This window comes from Autumnicola patrickiae, assembly GCF_031846525.1.
Lineage (GTDB): Bacteria > Bacteroidota > Bacteroidia > Flavobacteriales > Flavobacteriaceae > Autumnicola > Autumnicola patrickiae.
This window is the reverse complement of sequence record NZ_JAVRHM010000001.1, coordinates 338,351-355,446: the sequence shown is the minus strand read 5'-3', so window position 1 is coordinate 355,446 and position 17,096 is coordinate 338,351. Positions and strand designations below refer to the sequence as shown.

General features: G+C 38.4%; 17 protein-coding genes and 1 other RNA gene. 9 read left to right on the top strand and 9 right to left on the bottom strand.

Features of this window, described 5'->3' with window-relative positions:
- Positions 1-43: 43 nt before the first annotated feature.
- Entirely contained in the window at positions 44-859 is an 816-nt protein-coding gene (locus tag RM549_RS01635; RefSeq protein WP_311680016.1) for a 2,3,4,5-tetrahydropyridine-2,6-dicarboxylate N-succinyltransferase, read from the bottom strand.
- 88 nt (positions 860-947) lie between these two features.
- Between RM549_RS01635 and ruvX the strand changes: the two genes are divergently transcribed.
- From ruvX to RM549_RS01620, 3 genes are all read left to right on the top strand, one after another.
- On the top strand, positions 948-1,355 hold the full coding sequence (gene ruvX, locus RM549_RS01630) for a Holliday junction resolvase RuvX (RefSeq protein WP_311680676.1): 408 nt from the start codon (positions 948-950) through the stop codon (positions 1,353-1,355).
- Between the two features lie 85 nt (positions 1,356-1,440).
- Positions 1,441-2,031, top strand: a complete 591-nt coding sequence (def, locus tag RM549_RS01625) for a peptide deformylase (protein WP_311680014.1) — start codon at positions 1,441-1,443, stop codon at positions 2,029-2,031.
- Positions 2,032-2,088: 57 nt separating this feature from the next.
- The gene (locus tag RM549_RS01620; RefSeq protein WP_311680012.1) at positions 2,089-2,514 is read left to right on the top strand and encodes a DUF5606 family protein; all 426 of its coding nucleotides are present in this window, start codon (positions 2,089-2,091) and stop codon (positions 2,512-2,514) included.
- Positions 2,515-2,599: 85 nt separating this feature from the next.
- Here RM549_RS01620 and RM549_RS01615 read toward each other — a convergent pair whose 3' ends face one another.
- Both RM549_RS01615 and glyA read right to left on the bottom strand, forming a co-directional pair.
- The gene (locus tag RM549_RS01615) at positions 2,600-5,065 is read right to left on the bottom strand and encodes a DUF5686 and carboxypeptidase regulatory-like domain-containing protein (RefSeq protein ID WP_311680010.1); all 2,466 of its coding nucleotides are present in this window, start codon (positions 5,063-5,065) and stop codon (positions 2,600-2,602) included.
- Between the two features lie 431 nt (positions 5,066-5,496).
- Positions 5,497-6,768 (bottom strand): serine hydroxymethyltransferase, encoded by a 1,272-nt coding sequence (gene glyA / locus RM549_RS01610; RefSeq protein WP_311680008.1) that lies wholly within the window; start codon positions 6,766-6,768, stop codon positions 5,497-5,499.
- A gap of 110 nt (positions 6,769-6,878) precedes the next feature.
- Between glyA and fahA the strand changes: the two genes are divergently transcribed.
- Positions 6,879-8,168: a fumarylacetoacetase gene (fahA, locus tag RM549_RS01605; RefSeq protein WP_311680672.1), complete on the top strand. Its 1,290-nt coding sequence runs from the start codon at positions 6,879-6,881 to the stop codon at positions 8,166-8,168.
- Positions 8,169-8,236: 68 nt separating this feature from the next.
- Here the strand turns inward: fahA and RM549_RS01600 are convergent, their stop codons facing one another.
- Together RM549_RS01600 and ytxJ are read right to left on the bottom strand one after the other, a co-directional pair.
- Complete coding sequence (locus tag RM549_RS01600) at positions 8,237-8,473, bottom strand: hypothetical protein (RefSeq protein ID WP_311680006.1); 237 nt, start codon at positions 8,471-8,473, stop codon at positions 8,237-8,239.
- Positions 8,474-8,575: 102 nt separating this feature from the next.
- Positions 8,576-8,974 (bottom strand): bacillithiol system redox-active protein YtxJ, encoded by a 399-nt coding sequence (ytxJ, locus tag RM549_RS01595; RefSeq protein WP_311680004.1) that lies wholly within the window; start codon positions 8,972-8,974, stop codon positions 8,576-8,578.
- Between the two features lie 179 nt (positions 8,975-9,153).
- Between ytxJ and clpB the strand changes: the two genes are divergently transcribed.
- The gene (clpB, locus tag RM549_RS01590) at positions 9,154-11,760 is read left to right on the top strand and encodes an ATP-dependent chaperone ClpB (protein ID WP_311680003.1); all 2,607 of its coding nucleotides are present in this window, start codon (positions 9,154-9,156) and stop codon (positions 11,758-11,760) included.
- 70 nt (positions 11,761-11,830) lie between these two features.
- On the opposite strand, the gene RM549_RS01585 is transcribed toward clpB, so the two are convergent.
- Positions 11,831-12,016, bottom strand: coding sequence for a CsbD family protein (locus tag RM549_RS01585; RefSeq protein ID WP_311680002.1), 186 nt, complete (start codon positions 12,014-12,016; stop codon positions 11,831-11,833).
- 119 nt (positions 12,017-12,135) lie between these two features.
- Here RM549_RS01585 and RM549_RS01580 point away from each other — a divergent pair, with 119 nt between their 5' ends.
- Together RM549_RS01580 and RM549_RS01575 are read left to right on the top strand one after the other, a co-directional pair.
- Positions 12,136-13,230 carry an esterase-like activity of phytase family protein gene (locus RM549_RS01580; RefSeq protein ID WP_311680000.1) on the top strand — a complete coding sequence of 365 codons (1,095 nt, stop codon included), beginning with the start codon at positions 12,136-12,138 and terminating at the stop codon, positions 13,228-13,230.
- A gap of 21 nt (positions 13,231-13,251) precedes the next feature.
- Positions 13,252-13,755 (top strand): phosphoglycerate mutase family protein, encoded by a 504-nt coding sequence (locus RM549_RS01575; protein WP_311679998.1) that lies wholly within the window; start codon positions 13,252-13,254, stop codon positions 13,753-13,755.
- Positions 13,756-13,758: 3 nt separating this feature from the next.
- Here the strand turns inward: RM549_RS01575 and RM549_RS01570 are convergent, their stop codons facing one another.
- Positions 13,759-14,508 carry a DUF6503 family protein gene (locus RM549_RS01570; RefSeq protein ID WP_311679996.1) on the bottom strand — a complete coding sequence of 250 codons (750 nt, stop codon included), beginning with the start codon at positions 14,506-14,508 and terminating at the stop codon, positions 13,759-13,761.
- A gap of 139 nt (positions 14,509-14,647) precedes the next feature.
- On the opposite strand from RM549_RS01570, the gene smpB reads away from it, so the two are divergent.
- Positions 14,648-15,109, top strand: coding sequence for an SsrA-binding protein SmpB (gene smpB / locus RM549_RS01565; protein ID WP_311679994.1), 462 nt, complete (start codon positions 14,648-14,650; stop codon positions 15,107-15,109).
- 305 nt (positions 15,110-15,414) lie between these two features.
- Here smpB and RM549_RS01560 read toward each other — a convergent pair whose 3' ends face one another.
- Positions 15,415-15,822, bottom strand: a complete 408-nt coding sequence (locus RM549_RS01560) for an acyl-CoA thioesterase (protein WP_311679992.1) — start codon at positions 15,820-15,822, stop codon at positions 15,415-15,417.
- Positions 15,823-16,878 carry a glutaminyl-peptide cyclotransferase gene (locus tag RM549_RS01555; protein ID WP_311679990.1) on the bottom strand — a complete coding sequence of 352 codons (1,056 nt, stop codon included), beginning with the start codon at positions 16,876-16,878 and terminating at the stop codon, positions 15,823-15,825.
- Positions 16,879-16,965: 87 nt separating this feature from the next.
- Here RM549_RS01555 and ffs point away from each other — a divergent pair.
- Positions 16,966-17,064, top strand: an RNA gene (gene ffs / locus RM549_RS01550) — signal recognition particle sRNA small type.
- The last annotated feature ends 32 nt before the right edge of the window (positions 17,065-17,096 follow it).

Below are 17,096 nucleotides of genomic sequence, written 5' to 3'. Positions count from 1 at the left end.
TTTTTTAATTTTTTTACTCCCCTTCTAGTCGGGGCTGGGGGAATTAGACTGCTACGCTGTACTCCCTTAAAGCATCATTCAGCGATGTTTTTTTATTGGTGCTTTCCTTTCGTTTCCCAATAATAAGAGCACAAGGGACCTGGTATTCACCAGCAGGGAATTTTTTGGTGTAACTTCCTGGAATTACCACAGATCTTGCCGGTACATAACCTTCAAACTGTTTAGGTTCATCACCTGTAACATCAATAATTTTTGTAGAAGCTGTAAGCACCACATTTGCACCAAGTACGGCTTCCTTTTCCACCCGTATTCCTTCTACCACAATGCTTCTGGAGCCTAAAAATGCATTATCTTCAATAATAACAGGAGCGGCCTGCAAAGGTTCTAAAACTCCCCCAATTCCAACGCCACCGCTAAGGTGTACATTCTTGCCTATCTGGGCACAACTTCCTACTGTGGCCCAGGTATCCACCATAGTTCCTTCGTCTACATAAGCACCAATATTTACATAACTTGGCATCATAATTACTCCGCTGGAAATATAAGCACCATGTCGTGCAACTGCATTTGGAACTACACGGATGCCTTTTTCTTTATAACCTCTTTTTAAAGGCATTTTATCGTGATATTCAAAAATTCCTGCCTCAAGTGTTTCCATTTTCTGAATAGGGAAATACAATACCACTGCTTTCTTAACCCACTCATTTACCTGCCATCCGTTTGCTGTCGGTTCTGCTGTTCTAAGCTTTCCCTGGTCAAGAAGTTCGATGACCTCACGTATAGCATCTGTTGTTTCTTTATTTTGAAGTAAGTCCCGGTTTCCCCAGGCTTCTGTAATTTTTGCTTGTAATTGATCCATTCTTAAATGTTTTTAGCAAAGATAACAGCTTATAGCTAAATTTTGGATGCATAGTGATATAAACCTTACATTTGTGCAAATTTTTGATATGGCCCGGATTTTGGCACTGGATTATGGTGTAAAGCGTACAGGCATTGCAGTTACAGATGAGTTGCAGATTATAGCTTCAGGGCTTGCCACAGTTGCTACTAAAGAGTTGTTACCTTACCTGGAGACCTATTTTAAATCAGAAAATGTGGAGCTCGTGCTAATTGGAGAGCCGAAGCAAATGGACAATTCGGCTTCAGAAAGTGAAGTTCACATTCAGGAGTTTTTAAAGAAATTTTCTGAAAAATTTCCGCAGATGCAAATGAAAAGAGTAGACGAACGCTTTACTTCAAAAATGGCATTTCAGAGCATGATTGATAGCGGGATGTCCAAGAAGAAGAGAAAAGATAAGGCACTGGTTGATGAAATTAGTGCTACGATAATATTACAAACATACCTTTATAAATGATTAAGGGCTGAAAGTGAAGAGTGAAAAGTGAAGAGGCTCTGCCTTAAACTTTAAACTTGGAACTTTAAACTTTAAACTAATAGAAATGATTTTACCTATTGTAGCTTATGGAGATCCGGTTTTAAGGAAGAAAGCAAAAGAAATTCCTGAAGATTTTCCTAAACTGGAAGAGTTAATAAATAATATGTGGGATACGATGTATAACGCCTATGGGGTGGGATTGGCCGCGCCACAAGTGGGAATACCGGTAAGGATGTTCATGATAGATCCTGCGCCTTTTGCAGAAGATGAAGAACTGGATGAAAAGGAAAAAGAACAGCTTCTTAATCTTAGAAAAGTTTTTATTAATCCAAAGATTATTCAGGAAGAAGGTGAAGAATGGGCTTTTAACGAAGGTTGCCTCAGCATTCCTGAAGTTCGGGAAGACGTTTTTAGAAAGCCGGATATTGTGATTGAATATCAGGATGAAGATTTTAATACGCATAAGGAAAGTTATTCCGGACTGGCCGCAAGGGTGATTCAGCATGAATATGATCATATTGAAGGAATTTTGTTTACAGATAAGCTTTCCAGTTTAAAGAAACGACTTATAAAAAGTAAGCTAGGTAACATTTCAAAAGGAAAAATCAGCATTGAATATAAGATGCGTTTTCCGGAGATGAAAAAAGGCAGATAATCATTTTGATAATTGGGGCAGGAATATCATATTTGCCACCCAAATTTAAAAGGAACTATGGGTTTAGAAAAAATACTGGCAATCTCAGGTAAACCGGGATTATACGAAATGAATGCACAAACCCGCGGAGGGTTTATTGCAACTTCTATCGTGGACGGGAAGAAGATATCTGTGAACTTGCGCCATAATGTAAGTGTGCTAAGCGAAATAGCTATTTATACTTATACTGAAGAAGTTCCGTTAGGAGAGGTGCTTCAGAAGATTAAAGAAAAGGAAGATGGGGGAGAGGCAATAGACCACAAATCTTCTAAAGCAAAGCTGGAAGATTATTTTGCTGAAGTTCTTCCGGAATACGATGTGGACCGGGTATACGCGAGCGATATTAAGAAGATTATCCAATGGTACAACCTGTTGATCAAGAACGGATTTACAGATTTTTCTAAGGAATCTGCTGAAGAAAAAACGAAAGACGAAGAAGAATAGACTTCGCTTACCAATATTTAACTGGCCGGACTTAAATTTGAATTTCCCTGAATGAATTCAAAACTTTTGTCCGGCTCTTCTTTTTCTAAAATTTGAGTCCGAAGATAATTGCCCCGTCCCGATTTCCATCCTGGTTAGAGACTACATAATCCAGCCGCAAGAACCGATATTTGCCAAATCCGAGGTTATCTATACCTACAGAATATTCTGAATATGGTTTGTTTTCCTGCGTGTACAGCGCATGAGCACCAAGAAGTAAATTAAAATTCAGTTTATTTATAAGAGGCAGTTTTCCCAAAATCCAGCCCTGGAAATTATGCTCCAGATGTCCTTCTGCATACGTTTGGTTTGTACTTAGTGCATAATAGGGAAGCAGGTTAAAAGTTTGAAGATAGCTTCCAAAGCCAATCCTCGTCTGATTTCCATTAAAATGCTGATAGTCTACAAGAGCAATATCTTCAGCATTTAAAAAGGTGCCGCCACTTGCACTGTAACCAAATTCTCCTTTATTGCCAAGACTTACCTGCTGGATCACAAGCGCCTTAAATTGATCAAAATTGTAATTTTCAGCAGTAGCCCCAAAACCTTTTTCGTAAGCAAGGATCAGTTTTGGATATTTTTCATTCGGAATATTAAACTTCCTGTCTGGATAACTCATATATTTCTGACCAAAATTAATTTCTCCGGAAATATTCAACTTGAAAATCTGGTGCTCTTCAAATGGAACAGAGCCAAAATTATCTGGCTGTAGCGGATTGTTAGAGGTATATTCCACATCATCCCAATCTATAAGTACACGGTCTGTAGAATTGGTTAAAGGTGTGCGTTCTTCAAAAGAAAAGTTTGAATTTAAATTAAAACCATTAAATAATTCCTGACTAAAATTGATTTCTGCAAAAGAGCGCTCGTACAATTTCATGTAGTTGCGCTCGAAATAAAGCGTGGCGGCAGTGTTAACGATTCTTCTAATTGGTTCCCGGGTGTTAATTTGTGCAGTTTCAACACCACCGGAAATCTTCAGGGTAGTATTATTAATTGCATTAAATTTTTTTTCAACACCACCGTTAATTCTAAATCTTTTATCGGCCAATCCGTAATTTAATTCAGAAAAGATGCTCCAGTATTCTGTGTTATTATCAGACTGGCTTTGGTGAAATTCCAAATCTACATAAGTATTCCATCCCTGCACTGTATTATATCCTGCTCCAAGGATGGGGGAACTAATGCTGAAACTTCTTTTTTCAAAGGAATTGTTATAGTTATAACCCGTTAAAAGATCTGTGATTTTTAACGTGTTCCTTTCGGTATCAATAGAGTCAAGGTACTGTCGGGATTGTCTTTTTTCCTGGATGCTATCTTTTTTTTCGTAGTCATTTCTTTCTTCGGAAGTGAGGGGCACCGGTCTCAAATTCTTCCAAAAAATTGAATCTTTCAGGTTTGCTGCAGGGGCAAAAGCAAGAACTTCTTTTCCAAAAATACGCGCATTAAAATCTGGCTGAAAATTGTAGTTGCTGTAAACTGCAGTGAACCTGCCGTCTCCGGAGATCCCAAACATGGAAAATTTAAAATCCACTGTTTGTGAAATCTGAATGTAAAAGCCATTCTCTTCAGAAAACTTATAATTCTGCTTAAACTGAAGGGTTTCAATTGGAGGAACCTGAATGGCCTTTCCTGTTGTTTCGAGATCCACTCCAAATATTTGCCAGAAATCTTCTGCGATATAAATATAACCGGAGAAGACACGGTCTTCAGGACGTTTGGGAGTTACTTTAACCTTATTGATTAAATGGCCATTATCATCATAGAATGTACCTTCCAGCTTGTAGCGATAGTAATTGAATGCATAATCTGCAATTGGAGAAACTATTTCACTGTTGATTTCAATAGTGTTCTGGTAAAAGGAGAAATAAGCTTCCTGCGCAGAGTTGAGACTAAATCCGTTGTCATCCCCGCTCACTTTGGAAGCAATGATCTTTTCTTTAAAATCATCTGGTTTTCGATAAGCAATTTCTGAAATAGTTTCACTTAAATACACAATACCGCTGCGGGTGGAATCAAGACTGCCTCCTAAATCCCCAACTTCCTGTCCCAGTATTTTTTCGGGTGCATCTTTTATTCTCCACAGTCCGCGGGAATAGAAATCTGCGGTATATTCTTCAACTTTTGAAGCATTTTCTTCACGAAATTGGATCGCTTTCTCTATAATAGCATTTGCAGGATTCTCATTGGCATCTACAGTAACTTCAGAAAGGCTCGTGGTCTCTTCAGTCATCGAAATATCTAATTCAAAAGGAAATTCCTGAACATTTACCTCTTTTTTCACACTTTTATATCCCAAAAACTGGAATATAAGGTTATAAGTTCCCGGTTTTGACGTCTTTAAGCTATAAATTCCGTTCTCATTGGTGGTGGTCCCAAAATGCCCATTATCGGTATATACATTTACGTACGACAAAGCTTCGCCGCGGGTATCGGTAACTTTTCCGGTGATTTGTGCTAAAACTGAAGATGAAGAAATTATAAGAAAAAGAAGTATGAGCTGCCTGTACATTGAGATTGATTTGAGACAGCAAAATAAGAAAAAGTTTATAGTTCTGGTGCCTTTATGAGCTCTGGAGAATTTGTTGAGATTAAATACTAAGTAAAGAAACTGTGTTTGCTTGTAGAGGAGCCTATAGACACTTTTTTAACCTTTAGATGCTGTTAAATGCACAGAGAGCATACTTAAATTAATAATAGTCATTTTTGAGATGCCTCTTTATTATCATTTAGAGCAGAAAAAAAGTTGGAGACTGCACTTCGTCAGGCTCAGGGTGACTAGGTCGATAATCGCCATTTTTGAGGTGTCTCTTTGTTTCCAGTCAGAACTAAATTCAGGAGATAAGTTATAGACCAACAATGCCAGTTTTCGACCTACAGTATCTTCAACAAAAAAAGGTTGCCATATAAAGACAACCTTTCTGTAATTTAAGATCAAAAATTTTATTGAAAAAGTGGTCTGCCGTGCATTAAAGAATTTACTTCAGCCTTTACTTTAGTAAGTTCGGCCTGATCTTCAATATTATTTACAACCCGGTCGATCAAATCTACAATTTTCGGCATATCTTCCTCTATAAGTCCGCGTGTGGTAATTGCTGCGGTACCAATTCTGATTCCGGAAGTGACAAACGGAGATTTGTCATCGAAAGGAACCATATTCTTGTTTACAGTAATATCTGCTTTTGTTAAAGCTTCTTCAGCTTCTTTACCACTTATATCTTTATTTCTTAAGTCGATTAGCATGCAGTGATTATCAGTTCCGCCAGAAATAATTTTATAGTCTTTTTCAACAAAAGCTTCAGCCATTTTCTTTGCATTCTTCTTTACCTGAACCGCGTAATGTAAAAACTCATCGGTCAAAGCTTCTCCAAAAGCAACAGCTTTTGCTGCGATAATATGCTCTAGCGGCCCTCCCTGGTTTCCGGGGAAAATTCCGCTATTAAGCATAGCCGACATTTTTTTTAGCTTTCCGTTTTTCAACTTCTCTCCAAAAGGATTGTCAAAATCCTTACCCATCATAATAATACCCCCTCTTGGACCGCGTAGGGTTTTATGGGTAGTAGAAGTTACGATGTGACAATGTGGAATAGGATCGCTTAAAAGACCTTTTGCAATGAGCCCTGCAGGATGCGCAATATCGGCAAATAAGATAGCCCCAACACTGTCCGCTATTTCCCTGAACCTCTTATAATCTATTTCACGCGAATATGCTGAAGCACCGGCAATGATCATTTTCGGCTTTTCTTTTTCAGCAATTTCAGCAACTTTATCATAATCTATTAAACCGGTTTCTTTGTCTACTCCGTAAAAAACGGGGTTGTATAATCTTCCGGAGAAATTCACAGGAGAACCGTGAGTGAGGTGCCCGCCATGAGAAAGGTCGAAACCTAAAAATTTATCACCTGGATTCATACAGGTGGCGAAAACCGCTGTATTTGCCTGGGAACCGGAATGTGGTTGCACATTTGCATATTCGGCTCCAAAAAGCTCTTTTAATCGATCAATAGCTAGTTGCTCGACCTTATCTACCACTTCACACCCGCCGTAATATCTTTTACCGGGATAACCCTCTGCATACTTATTTGTAAGGACAGATCCTGCTGCTTCCAGCACCTGTTCACTCACAAAATTTTCACTGGCAATAAGCTCTAAACCATTTAATTGACGTTCTTTTTCCTCCTCTATTAAATTAAAAACCTGGTTGTCTCGTTGCATTTTGATTTTTTTCGTTAAATATTCACCAAAAGTAATAAATACATTCCGTTAATTACAGGAAAATAATATATTTGAGTACATTAGATTTTATCAAAAAACAAAAAATTTCTATGCCAATTACTGCTAATGACCCGGGGCGAAAAACCTGGCTTAATATTCCTGAGGATACCGATTTTCCTATACAGAATATCCCTTTTGGAGTTTTTCTTACAAGGGATGACATTATTACTATCGGGACCAGAATTGGAGATTACGCCATAGACCTGGGAGCTCTGCACCAACTTGGATATTTTGACGGAATTCCATTAACTGACGATATTTTTTTACAGGATACTTTGAATGATTTTATTTCTGACGGAAAGAAAACCTGGCGTCTTGTAAGAAACAGAATTGCTGATATTTTTGACGCTAAGAACTCTGAATTAAAAGATAATCAGGACCATAGAAAAACGGTCCTATTCACCCTCGACGAAATCGAAATGCAAATGCCGGTTCAGGTTGGGGATTATACAGATTTTTATTCCAGTAAAGAACATGCAACAAACGTGGGTTCTATGTTTCGGGATCCTGAAAATGCGCTTCTACCAAACTGGCTGCATATTCCTGTAGGTTACCACGGAAGGAGTTCTTCTATAATCCCAAGCGGAATTCCGGTTCACAGGCCTAAAGGACAAACGATGCCTGAAGGTGCAGATGCTCCGATTTTCGGACCTTCACAAAAAGTGGATTTTGAACTGGAAATGGCCTTTATTACTACAGATGCTAATCCTTTGGGAGAACCAATCCCGGTAGATGAAGCCGAAGATTATATTTTTGGAATGGTCGTGTTTAATGACTGGAGCGCACGGGATATCCAGAAATGGGAATATGCTCCACTTGGACCATTTTTGGCGAAGAACTTTGCCTCTTCTATTTCACCATGGATCGTAACCATGGATGCACTCGAACCTTTTAGAACTAAAAGTCCGGAACCGGAAAAAGAGCTGCTTTCCTATCTTAAGTACAAAGGCAAAAAGACTTTTGACATTAATCTTGAAGTTGCATTACAACCTGATAATGCTGAAGAAACGGTTGTCTCCAGGTCCAACTTCAAAAATCTTTACTGGAATATGAGCCAACAGTTAGCTCATCATACTGTAAATGGTTGTCCGGTAAATTCCGGGGATATGATGGCCTCAGGAACAATTTCGGGAACAGAAAAAGATTCTTATGGATCTATGCTGGAACTTACCTGGAGCGGTAAAGAGCCTCTAAAACTCAAGGATGGGAGTGAAAGAAAATTTATTGAAGATAACGATACCGTGATAATGCGCGGTTACTGCCAGAGCGAGGGTCGTAGAATAGGCTTTGGTGAAGTGAAAACAAAGTTGCTTCCCGTGTTTGAGTTTAAAAAGAAATAATATTATTACGGATAAAAAGTAAAAAAAAAGCTGCCATTTCCGGCAGCTTTTTTCATATCCTGATTTTCTTATTTTTTATTCTTTTGTTCCCGCTCGTTAGCTTCCCGCTTCACGTCCTGGAAAGTAAGACCACTCTCCTCTTTTGTTCTCACATCTGGAGTGTCATCTTTGGAATCGGAATCCAATACCTCTTTCTTTTTCTGGGTGGCATCCCGAAACTCTTTCTGCTCGCGGTTCCCGTCAGCCCTTTTTATTGCGTCCCATCTTTTTTCAAGTTCTTTTATATCAATCTCTTTATCAACCATAATTTTTATCTTTTATAATATAAATTTACAAATGATGAAAAACTATTCCCATGAGATTAATAATGTTTAACAGTAGATATTAAAATATTGAAAAGTTTTTCGCTACTTCAGGTGATTCGCCAATGTTTCGGCATGGATATCCTGATGAGACGCATGGTGTGCTACTCTCCCATCCCTTAAAATGATTAGCTGCGGACTTTCATGGCGTACTTCAAAACGTGATGCTATTTCATCAGAAATTTCCCTGTGATTCAGCAGGTCCAGAAAATAAAGTTTTACATCTTTATACTCCTCTTTGTAATCTGTCTCGAATTGCTTCAAAACCATTCGGCTTATTCCGCAGCGTGTGGAATGTTTTAGAATAGCGACCGCATGATCTGCTGATTCCTTTTCAATATCATCCAGTTGTTCAATTGTCGTGAGTTCATTCCATGGGACTTTTTTTACCTCTTCCTTAGCTATATCCCGCTCACTTTTAAATACTTTATCAAATAATCCCATAGGTTTCTCTTTTTTGTAAAATTAATTCTTAATAAATTTAATAGCAATCCTAACGGCTAATTTTAATTAAACTTAACAGGATGTGTCGTTTTGTCGTTAACATCATCCAGAATGTATGTCATTTTGTCTTATTTGTTGTTGGGTACATAAATTGCTATTTCTGAAGAAAAAACTGAACCATGAATTTCAATAACTATACAATAAAATCACAGGAGGCCATACAGCAGGCTCAGCAGCTTGCTCAGGAAATGAGCCATCAGCAAATAGAAAACGAGCACATTTTTAAGGCTATCACAAAAGTAGATGAAAATGTTACTCCGTTCCTGCTGAAAAAACTGAACATCAACGTGAATCTGTTTAACCAGATCCTGGATAATACGCTGCAAAGCTTTCCAAAGGTAAGCGGTGGCGATATTATGCTTTCCAGGGAAGCGGGAAAAACAGTTAACGAAGCATCCATAGTCGCGAAAAAGCTGAACGACGAATATGTTTCTGTTGAGCATCTGATTTTGGCAATTTTCAAGTCGTCCAGCAAAGTTGCGCAGATTTTAAAAGACCAGGGAGCAACAGAAAAAGGATTAAAATCGGCTATTGAAGAATTGCGCAAAGGCGACCGCGTAACTTCTCAAAGTGCCGAAGAAACCTATAATTCCCTTGACAAGTATGCGAAAAATCTGAATCAGCTTGCGGAAGAAGGCAAATTAGATCCGGTAATTGGCAGGGATGAAGAGATACGTAGAATATTGCAAATATTGTCACGAAGAACAAAAAACAACCCGATGTTGGTAGGAGAACCGGGAACTGGAAAAACAGCAATAGCTGAAGGTCTCGCCCATAGGATTGTAGACGGTGATATTCCGGAAAACCTTAAGGACAAGCGAATTTATTCCCTGGATATGGGCGCCCTTATTGCCGGAGCGAAATATAAAGGAGAATTTGAAGAAAGGCTAAAATCTGTTATTAAAGAAGTTACCAGCAGCGATGGAAACATCGTTCTGTTCATTGACGAGATTCATACTCTTGTTGGTGCCGGTGGTGGCCAGGGAGCCATGGATGCAGCCAATATTTTAAAACCTGCACTCGCCCGTGGAGAATTACGCGCAATAGGAGCAACAACTTTGGATGAATATCAAAAATATTTTGAAAAAGACAAAGCCCTGGAGCGACGTTTTCAGAAAGTGATCGTTGAAGAGCCAGACGTAGAAAGTGCCATCTCCATTTTACGGGGGATCAAGGAAAAATATGAAACTCACCATAAGGTCAGAATCAAAGATGAGGCGATAATTGCTGCCGTAGAGCTATCTCAGCGCTATATTACCAACAGGTTTTTGCCTGATAAGGCGATCGATCTGATGGACGAAGCGGCTTCCAAATTGAGAATGGAAATTAATTCCAAACCAGAGGAGCTGGATGTTTTGGATCGTAAGATCATGCAGCTGGAAATAGAAATTGAGGCCTTAAAACGAGAAAAAGACGAATCTAAGCTGAAAATTTTACGTGCAGATCTGGCTAATTTAAAGGAAGACCGTAACGAGCTGAATGCACAGTGGAAAAACGAAAAAGAGCTGGTAGATAATATCCAGAACACAAAATCTGATATTGAAAACTTCAGGCTTGAAGCTGAAAGAGCAGAGCGTGATGGTGACTATGGAAAAGTAGCCGAAATACGCTATGGTAAAATAAAAGAAGCGCAGGAAAAGCTGGAAAAACTTCAGCAGACCGTCGCCGAAAGAAAAGACGGGAAATCGCTAATTCAGGAAGAAGTCACTAACGACGATATTGCTGAAGTTGTGGCTAAATGGACTGGAATTCCAGTTACCAAAATGCTGCAAAGCGAAAGGGAAAAACTTCTTAAGCTTGAAGATGAACTTCATAAAAGGGTCGTTGGACAGGAAGAGGCAATCCAGGCAGTTAGTGATGCGGTGAGAAGAAGCAGGGCTGGCTTACAGGATCAAAACCGGCCGATAGGTTCGTTTCTCTTCCTTGGTACAACCGGGGTGGGTAAAACAGAGCTCGCGAAGGCTTTGGCAGAATACCTGTTTGATGACGAAGCTGCGATGACGCGGATCGATATGAGCGAATATCAGGAGCGGCATTCGGTAAGTCGTCTTGTAGGTGCACCTCCCGGTTATGTTGGTTATGATGAAGGTGGGCAGTTAACAGAGGCGGTTAGAAGAAAACCGTATTCTGTAGTCCTGCTTGACGAGATTGAAAAGGCACATCCCGATACTTTTAACATCCTGCTTCAGGTTCTTGACGAAGGAAGATTGACAGATAACAAAGGACGTCTTGCAGACTTCAAGAACACTATTATCATCATGACTTCAAATATGGGCAGCCATATAATTCAGGAAAAATTCGAAACCATAAAAGATCCTGATACAGCCATGGAAGCTGCAAAAACGGAAGTTCTTGGATTACTGAAGCAAACGGTTCGACCTGAATTTATAAACAGGATTGATGATATCGTGATGTTTAGTCCGCTAACGCAAAAAGACATCCGCAAAATTGTGGATTTTCAGCTACGCGGAGTCAAGAAGATGCTGGCAAAACAGAACATCGTCCTGGATGCTACAGAGGATGCAATAAAGTATCTTGCATCCCGCGGATTCGATCCGCAATTTGGAGCAAGACCGGTTAAGCGGGTGGTACAACGTGAAGTTTTGAATAAACTTTCTAAGGAGATTCTTGCCGGCAAAGTAAGTGCCGATAGTATTATTCTTTTAGATGAATTTGACGGAATACTGGTTTTTAGAAATCAGGAGCAATTAGCAGAAAGTGAATAATCAGAAAATCTAAAAAACAGAAAAGCCCCGCGAAAACTCGCGGGGCTTTTTGAATATTGGTAAGATTTAATTACCACTTATCTATTTCCTTTCTCAATTCATCTTTGGTTTTACCGGTTTGCTCTTGCAGGCGGCCAAGCATTTCATCGAATTTTCCTTCAGAATATGTTGTGTCATCATCGGTTACTTTTCCGTATTTTTGTTTAAACGCGCCACGAATCTGCTTCCATTTTCCTTCAACTCTATCATCATTCATAATTGTTAAATTTTAAGTTACTATTACTTCTAAAGATACCACTGGAAAGTTTTCTGATATCTCAATAAATCGCCATTTTTCTCTTAATGATTAGTTATTTTTACTGCTAAAATTATTTCATGAGAAGATTAGCCGGTCTTGCCTTTGCCTTACTATTTTTAAGTTGCGCCACGACCAGAAGAATTAACAATGATGGCGTGACTTTAAAGTTTTTGGATGACTACGTTTTAGATGCAGATTTAAAATTTGATAACACTAAAGTGGGCGGCCTCTCGGGAATAGACTTCAGTAATGGCAAATATTATATTGTTTGTGACCAACCTTCCAATCCGCGATTTTACATTGCCGATATTAAACTGAATGGCTTCGCTATAGATACCATGACTATTGAAGATGTCGTGAGGATAAAGAAACCTGAAGGTATAGAAGATCGTTACCTGGACATGGAATCAATACGATTTCAGGATGAAAACAATATGGTTGTGATTAGCACTGAAGGACGTATAGTAGATGAAAAAGACCCGGGGATTTTCAGGTTTTCTATAGATGGGGAATTTATTGAAGAATTCGCCATTCCCGATCATTTTTCAGCTTCAGGAGAACAGAAACCACGTAATAATGGTGTTTTTGAAGGCTTAAGCAAAAGTGCTGATGCTCAGGGTTATTGGGTGGCGACAGAATTGCCGCTGAAAAAAGATGGTCCAAAACCTAAACTGTTCCCTACGACTTCTCCCGTGCGCTTCACTTTATTTAATTCTGAAGAGAAAACAGCAGTAAAACAATTTGTTTACAAATTAGACGGCGTTTCTAAAATCCCTTTTCTATATTTTGCCATAAATGGAATCACAGAAATCCTCGAATATGATAAGGACAAATTTCTTGTTTTGGAAAGGTCTTTTTCTGCGGGACATGGAACCAATAGTAATACCGTAAAGATTTTTGCTGTAGATGCAGGCGAAGCAACAAATACATTGGAAATGGACCGACTAAGAAAATCTGACTATAAATTTGCTGAAAAGCAGCTGATTTTTAACTTCAAATCTGTAAAAAAGCAGTTTTCCGAAGAAATTATAGACAATATTGAAGGCATGTGCTTTGGCCCTGTTCTGCCTAACGGAAACCGTTCTTTAATTTTGATTTCTGACAACAACTTTAATAGTTATGGCAAACAAATTTCACAGGTTATCCTTCTTGAAGTAGAAGAATTAAACTAGAGAAAACAAAACCTTATTAATATGAAATACCTTCTTTTAATTTCGATATTTTTCTTTGCCTCCTGTGCGGGAATAAAAAATGATGAAGCCATTACTACTTATTATTTTATTCGTCATGCAGAAAAAGATACTTCAGATCCAAAAAATGAAGATCCCGTACTTACAGAGACAGGGGAAATGCGTGCAGAAAAATGGGCGGATACCTTCAGGGAAATAGATTTCGATCTTATTTACAGCTCTAATTATAAACGAACCGTGAATACCGCCACGCCAATTGCTGAATCTCAGGATAAAGAAATCAGGTTTTTTAATACACAGAAATTGAATGATCAGGATTTTCAGAAAGACACCAAAGGTAAAACTGTTTTAGTGGTTGGGCACAGCAATTTAAACCCGGAATGGATAAATTATATCCTGGAAGAGGAAAAATATCCAGATATAAAAGAAGATGAATACGGCAGTCTTTATATTGTAACTATTCATCCCAACGGGAGCAGGACTTCACAGGTGCTTTATATAAATTAGAAGTTATTTATTAATTTCCACTTCAATATCTTCATTAACAATCTTAGAGACTAGTCTAAGCTCCCCGGCGGTATAAAGGCTATCCAGCCTGGTTAAGTCTACATTGGCATCACTGTAACTATAGTTCTCATAATCAACAAAACGGAGCCCATTAATCACTCTTGGATTTACTGCTTTTCGGAATCTTACGCCTCCTTCATTAACTTCGAAATTATAAGCAAGATAATCTACTGTAAAAGTTTCTTCATTAATCCAGTACAAATAATCGTCCTCATGATCGCTTCCGGAAGTCCCGGGATCAAAAGTGACTTTAATTTCGTAATATTCATGATTATTTATTATATCCCGGCCAACCAGTGTCTTATTGACTGCGGGATCATTGAGGCCAAAAGGTATTTGTATAAAATAATGTACCGAATTTACGCTGTTGCTTATGGGCTTTATCAGGGAATCTTCCATCTTAATAGCAGAATTCTTTTTAAACCTTTTTAAGCCAGAGTTAGAAAGGATATCCCGGGTTTCAGACCCTAAAGAATCTATAATTATCCGCTCCAGTTTAAATTCTCCGTTGCTACGGGAACTTTTGTAAGATATATTTCTGAAGTTAAATTTAATAATGGCCTTTTCATAATTCTCCCCACCTGCAACTTCAATTGCTTTATTGACAATTTTCTGCGCCTCAGATTCATCATTTGATTGGGTGCAGGAAGCAAACAGTAATAAAATAGTCAGAATTGTAAAAGTGTACCTCATTAATTTTAGAAATTCGTGCAAAGGTAGCCATTACTAAGTATTCATTTACCATTGCGTTAAATGAAATCCTCACCTGGCTTCAGAATTTTAAAGAAACATTATAAGCTTTCTGAATAAAGCTTCCTATTTTTGTAGGTCTATGAAGAATTCGAATACCATCAACATCAAAAACCGAAAGGCTAAATTTGAATATGAGTTTCTCGATAAATATGTCGCGGGAATTCAGCTTGCAGGCACCGAGATTAAAGCTATTCGACAAGGTAAAGCCTCCATTGCCGAAAGTTTCTGCGAATTTCAGAATCATGAGCTTTTTGTGATCAATATGCATGTTGAGGAATATTCTCATGCTACTCATTTTAACCATAATCCTAAAAGTGAGCGGAAATTACTTCTTCAAAAGAGAGAACTGCGGAAATTGGAAAAGGAAGTTAAGAATTCCGGTTTAACGATCATTCCGTTGCGATTATTTATCAATGATCGCGGACTTGCAAAAATTCAGATAACTCTTGCTAAAGGTAAAAAGATCTACGATAAGCGGGAGACCATCAAAGCCCGTGAAAGTAAGCGCAGACTGGACAGGATTAAGAAAGAATATAATTAATCGATTGTTTACGGCGCACAGCATATACACAACTCCTCCAAAATGAACGTTCGGGTGAAATTTATTGGAGATGCAGTAGCTCGAAAATTGACATTTTAGGCCTATGCCTTTTCTGCTCTGGCTGATCATTAAGGAGCATCTCTAAATTGACAATTATCGACTTTCGTTCACAATGGGATTGCCGAAGAGTACCTGCTTTTTATTTTAAATTCATCTTACTGGTATTAAAGAGACTCCTTTAAAATGACAATTATTACACTCCGCTTTTCTAATTGGAAACTTGCTGAAGTGTAGCCCATTGTTTCCTATTCCGAAGAAAAAAGTCTTTTAAGCTCATCAGAAATTCTGGCAGGTTTTTGTGTGTCATTCTTCATAAGGCACCAGGTAGTTTTCGCTTCCACAATGGTTTTTCCGGTCTCAGCATTTTTAATTAAAACATGCCTTAATGTAGTTACATGTGTGGTTTCTGAAACAAAAGTATGAAGGATTAACTCTTCATCTAAAAACGCCTGTTGATTGTATTTAATGACATGTTCTATAACCACCCAGAAAAGTTCATCTTGTTGTTCCTGAGTTGCCTTTTTTAACCAATGCGCCTTAGCAACATCCTGCACCCATTGCACATATTGAACATTGTTCACATGGTTTTGCTCATCCAGGTGTTCTGGCTTAACTTTTATTCTTAGCTCAAAGGTATCGGGTGAATGACTCATCTATTTTTCTATAATTTTGACTTCAAAAATCCTGTCCCAGTTTTTACCGGTTACGTAAAGTTTCTTCGAATTTGGGTTGTAGGCAATTCCGTTTAGTACGTCCAGTTTATCATGTTGAGTTACTTTTTCCCTTAATCCGCGGAAATCGATGAGACCTTCAATAGCACCATTTTCAGGATTTATTATGGCAACTCCGTCCTTTTGATACGTATTAGCATAAATTTTACCTTCTACCCATTCAAGTTCATTTAATTTAGAAGATAATCCGCGGTGATGTGCTGGTTGGATAAAGGTTTTTTCAGCAAGGGTTTCGGGATCGAGGATCCAGATTTTCTCTGTTCCGTCACTTTTATATAAATTCTCGCCATCATTGGTGAGCCCCCAGCCTTCTTTACTTTCATTATAAGCAAAAGTTCCTGTCTGCTCAAAATTTTCCAGATTGTAAACAAGTCCTTCTCCTTCCCGCCAGGTGAGCTGATATAAGTTGCCGTTTAAAATGGTAAGACCCTCTCCAAAATACTGATCATCCAACTTAATTTCGTTATATACTTCTCCTGTTTCAAGGTTGGTTTTTCTAAGGCGGGATTTGCCATACTGTCCAATGCTTTCATAAAGAGTATCCTTATAAAATTCCAGTCCCTGGGTATAAGCTTCGGGATCGTGCGGATAAGAATTCACAATTTCGTAAGTGTAAGAAACCGGAGAAGAATTATTAAAAAGTTTTATTGTTTTGCTTATTTCCTGCTTTTCACCTTCAGTAAAAATATGGGCTTCTATAGGTTGATTTCCGAGTTTATAATGGTCAAGATCAATGGTAGTGTTAAAATTGCCATTTTCGACATTCAGTCTTTCTCCTTCAAAATAAAAATCGACAGAATCGATTTCCTTGTTCTTCGGATTTAAAACAGACACCTGTATTTCCTCTCCAAGTTGAAATTCCTTCTTATCACCGGAAGTTTTCAGGGAAAAATCAGAAGATTTTTTATCAGAATTACTTCCGCAGGAAAAAAGAGAAATGGTTAAAATAAAGATTGTCAGTAATTTAAAATTGTTCATGTTTTTAAGCTGTAAAATATTGGTCTAAATTAACCATTTCTAACCTAAAAAACCTTGCCAGAAATACTAAAGATTGTATATTTGCACCGGCAAGTCCCACACAACCAGCTCCTGCTGAATCCCCCAGGGCGGGAACGCAGCAAGGGTAGGCGGTCGTAGCGGTGTGATGTGGGTAACTTGCCATTTTTTGTGCCTTCATGTTTCGTTAATTATCGCAT

Bases quoted from the DNA above. Each gene is read 5' to 3' on its own strand.
- RM549_RS01635 (WP_311680016.1), bottom strand. From the start codon at position 859: ATGGATCAATTACAAGCAAAAATTACAGAAGCCTGGGGAAACCGGGAC.
- ruvX (WP_311680676.1), top strand. From the start codon at position 948: ATGGCCCGGATTTTGGCACTGGATTATGGTGTAAAGCGTACAGGCATT.
- def (WP_311680014.1), top strand. From the start codon at position 1,441: ATGATTTTACCTATTGTAGCTTATGGAGATCCGGTTTTAAGGAAGAAA.
- RM549_RS01620 (WP_311680012.1), top strand. From the start codon at position 2,089: ATGGGTTTAGAAAAAATACTGGCAATCTCAGGTAAACCGGGATTATAC.
- RM549_RS01615 (WP_311680010.1), bottom strand. From the start codon at position 5,065: ATGTACAGGCAGCTCATACTTCTTTTTCTTATAATTTCTTCATCTTCA.
- glyA (WP_311680008.1), bottom strand. From the start codon at position 6,768: ATGCAACGAGACAACCAGGTTTTTAATTTAATAGAGGAGGAAAAAGAA.
- fahA (WP_311680672.1), top strand. From the start codon at position 6,879: ATGCCAATTACTGCTAATGACCCGGGGCGAAAAACCTGGCTTAATATT.
- RM549_RS01600 (WP_311680006.1), bottom strand. From the start codon at position 8,473: ATGGTTGATAAAGAGATTGATATAAAAGAACTTGAAAAAAGATGGGAC.
- ytxJ (WP_311680004.1), bottom strand. From the start codon at position 8,974: ATGGGATTATTTGATAAAGTATTTAAAAGTGAGCGGGATATAGCTAAG.
- clpB (WP_311680003.1), top strand. From the start codon at position 9,154: ATGAATTTCAATAACTATACAATAAAATCACAGGAGGCCATACAGCAG.
- RM549_RS01585 (WP_311680002.1), bottom strand. From the start codon at position 12,016: ATGAATGATGATAGAGTTGAAGGAAAATGGAAGCAGATTCGTGGCGCG.
- RM549_RS01580 (WP_311680000.1), top strand. From the start codon at position 12,136: ATGAGAAGATTAGCCGGTCTTGCCTTTGCCTTACTATTTTTAAGTTGC.
- RM549_RS01575 (WP_311679998.1), top strand. From the start codon at position 13,252: ATGAAATACCTTCTTTTAATTTCGATATTTTTCTTTGCCTCCTGTGCG.
- RM549_RS01570 (WP_311679996.1), bottom strand. From the start codon at position 14,508: ATGAGGTACACTTTTACAATTCTGACTATTTTATTACTGTTTGCTTCC.
- smpB (WP_311679994.1), top strand. From the start codon at position 14,648: ATGAAGAATTCGAATACCATCAACATCAAAAACCGAAAGGCTAAATTT.
- RM549_RS01560 (WP_311679992.1), bottom strand. From the start codon at position 15,822: ATGAGTCATTCACCCGATACCTTTGAGCTAAGAATAAAAGTTAAGCCA.
- RM549_RS01555 (WP_311679990.1), bottom strand. From the start codon at position 16,878: ATGAACAATTTTAAATTACTGACAATCTTTATTTTAACCATTTCTCTT.